This is a genomic window from Kitasatospora sp. NPDC059577 (assembly GCF_042735475.1).
In the GTDB taxonomy this organism is placed as follows: Bacteria; Actinomycetota; Actinomycetes; order Streptomycetales; family Streptomycetaceae; genus Kitasatospora.
The window spans coordinates 17,008-19,507 of record NZ_JBHWBZ010000102.1 but is presented as its reverse complement, the minus strand read 5'-3'; the positions used below and the strand labels follow the sequence as shown (position 1 = coordinate 19,507).

The following is a 2,500-nucleotide window of genomic DNA, read 5'->3' as shown; positions in this document are numbered from 1 at the left end:
GGCGCGCGGCCCGCGCCCCCCCCCGGGGCCGCGCGGCCGCGCCCGGGGGGGGGCGGGGGGGGGGGCCGGCGGCGGGCGGGGGGGGGGGGGGGGGGGGTGGCGGTGGCGGTCAGGCGGGGGCGGTCAGGCGGGCTCGGCCATCGCGTCCTTCTGCAGCTCCACCGCCGACAGCAGGCTGAGGCTCGGCTCCGCCTGGCGCAGCGCCTTCAGTGCGTGGACCGAGCCGATGTCGCCGGTGAAGCCGGCGGCGGCCAGCCGGGAGCGGACCCAGGTGGCGCGCAGCCGGGTCTCCGTGGCGGCGGCGGTGGACTCGACGAGGGCGACGGCGCGTTCCAGGCCCGGGCGTTCCTCCGGCGAGGCCTCGGCCAGTGCCTGCTTCAGGGCCGCCGCGACCGTGTCCGAGTCCCGGATCAGCAGGACGGAGTTGCGCTTGGTGTTCAGGTCCAGGAATCGTGCCATGGCTGGATGGTGACCGACATGCTCCGTATACGGCAAGAGATTTGAGGAACCGCAGAGCTTGGGCCGGGTGCCGGGCGGCCCGGACGCCCGGGGCGGTGCCCTGGAGGCACCGCCCCGGGCCGGCGTCTCACCGTGACGTCGCGACCGCCGGCGCACTCCCGCCCGCCGTGGCGGCGACCCCGGCGACCCCGGCGACCCCGGTGACCCCGGTGGCCCTGGTGACCCCGGTGACCCCGGTGACCCCGGTGACCCCGGCGGTCCCGCTGGTCCCGCTGGCGCGGCGACGGCGGTAGTAGTGCACGGTGAGGATGCCGAGCAGCGGCCCCCAGGCGGCCAGCGGCCAGTACGAGCCGTAGAACACGACGGCCTGCCAGCCGTGCGGGTTCGTACCGGGGTTGACGTCGCCATTGATCTTGCGCCCGATGCTGATCATGGTCAGTGCGTACGGCCACAGCAGGGTGTTCACCGTCGCACCGAGCCCGGCCGGGATGACCGCGGCGAGGACCGGCACCCGGCGGCCGCCCAGGCCGGGGATCCACCGGGGCCAGACCTCGCCCCACTCGCTGACCAGGCCGACCGCGAGGAACGCCAGGGCTTCGCTGGTCAGGCTCAGCGCGATGACGTACCACCACTCGCCGCCGAACCAGGCCGGCGGCGGGCGGCCGTCGCTCGGGGCCTCCATCAGTGGCAACCGCAGGTCGACGCTCAGGATCCGCCAGAGGCCGGCGGGCAACACGGTCAGGGAGGTCGCGTACGCGGCCCGGACCGCCCAACGGGGTACACCCGCCGCCGTCCGGCCGTGCAGCCTCGCCGCAATGGAGCGAACCGTCATGGGAAGTCCTCCTGGTCCGAGCGCCCGAATCGGTGCGGACAGTCGGACGTCGCCCACCGGTCCGGTGGCCGCTGCCGTGCCGGCTGTCGCGCCGACTGCCTCGCTGAGTTCCTTGCTGACTCCACGATCGTGGTCGACGCGGTTGCGGCGCCTCCGTCCTGAGGACGGAACGGCTCACCCTGGCGGGGGAGGGGGACTCCCGAGGAGCACGGCGATCCCCGGCAGGGGCTTCGGTACGGGACGGTGGCCGGCGTCAGCCGCCGGCGGCGGCGGAGCGGTACGCCTTCACGGCGGCGGCGAGCACGGTCTCCGAATCCGACGACGGCTGGTCCTCGGAACTCTGCTGCACTATCAGGATCACCTCGCCCAGGCGGACGAAGGCGGTCACGCCGAAGAACTGCTTCCCGTCCTCGGGGAAGGTCGACGTGATGTGGAGCAGCAGACCGTCGTCGGCCGGCACCCCGGCCGCCGTGACGGAGGCCGTCTCCTGGATCCGCGTCCCGTCCGGGAGGGGGTCTGAGGCGTAAGAGGGGCAGCGCTCGGCGGCGCCGCGAACGGCGGCCATGACGGCGCCGCCTGCCCGGGCGCGTACCGGTCGAGCACCTCCTGGCCGAACCAGCCGAAGTCGTCGTCACCGACCGGCGTGCGTTCCAACCCCACCGCCACGTCCTCCAGGGGCGGGGCATGGGCCGTCATGAAGGTGTGGACACCGAGGTCGGAGCACGGCATCGCGGTGATCGGGACCGGCGACGGGGTGTACGGGGCGCCGGTCGTCGTCGAGTTGGCGTCCGACGTGAGGAGTCGGAAGCCCTTGGGGAGCCGGTCCGTGGTCAGCAGCCCGTCCCGGAGCCGGTCCGGCACGCCGGCCCCGGAGGCGGAGGCGGTAGAGGCGGAGGACGCAACGGTCACCGGCCGGGCCGACGGGTCGGCCGAGCAGGCCGACACCCCGAGAACCGCCAGAACGGCCCCACTGCCGCGCGATGACGTGCGCGCACCGATCCACCCCCAGGATTCGTGATCGCCCGTACTCTCCCACACGGGCGGGACGGGGCTCCCGGGTGCCGGGGCTCGGCGGCCGGCCGGTCAGGACGCGAGGGGGCGTGGGGGGGGGGGGGGCGCCCCCCCCCCGGGGGGGGGGGGGGGGGGGGCGCCGGGGGGGGGGCCCGCCGCGGGGGGGGGGCCCCCGGGGGGGGGGGGGGGCAAAAAAAA

At 75.7% G+C, this 2,500-nt stretch carries 3 protein-coding genes; all 3 read right to left on the bottom strand.

What is annotated here, in order from left to right; genetic code table 11:
• Window positions 1-123 precede the first annotated feature (123 nt).
• The gene (locus ACFV0O_RS40125; protein WP_380349583.1) at window positions 124-459 is read right to left on the bottom strand and encodes a hypothetical protein; all 336 of its coding nucleotides are present in this window, start codon (window positions 457-459) and stop codon (window positions 124-126) included.
• A 127-nt stretch (window positions 460-586) separates the two neighbouring features.
• Window positions 587-1,291, bottom strand: coding sequence for a hypothetical protein (locus ACFV0O_RS40120; protein WP_380349580.1), 705 nt, complete (start codon window positions 1,289-1,291; stop codon window positions 587-589).
• A gap of 253 nt (window positions 1,292-1,544) precedes the next feature.
• The gene (locus tag ACFV0O_RS40115; protein ID WP_380349578.1) at window positions 1,545-1,856 is read right to left on the bottom strand and encodes a hypothetical protein; all 312 of its coding nucleotides are present in this window, start codon (window positions 1,854-1,856) and stop codon (window positions 1,545-1,547) included.
• Window positions 1,857-2,500: the final 644 nt, after the last annotated feature.

Bases quoted from the DNA above. Each gene is read 5' to 3' on its own strand.
- ACFV0O_RS40120 (WP_380349580.1), bottom strand. From the start codon at position 1,291: ATGACGGTTCGCTCCATTGCGGCGAGGCTGCACGGCCGGACGGCGGCG.
- ACFV0O_RS40125 (WP_380349583.1), bottom strand. From the start codon at position 459: ATGGCACGATTCCTGGACCTGAACACCAAGCGCAACTCCGTCCTGCTG.
- ACFV0O_RS40115 (WP_380349578.1), bottom strand. From the start codon at position 1,856: ATGGCCGCCGTTCGCGGCGCCGCCGAGCGCTGCCCCTCTTACGCCTCA.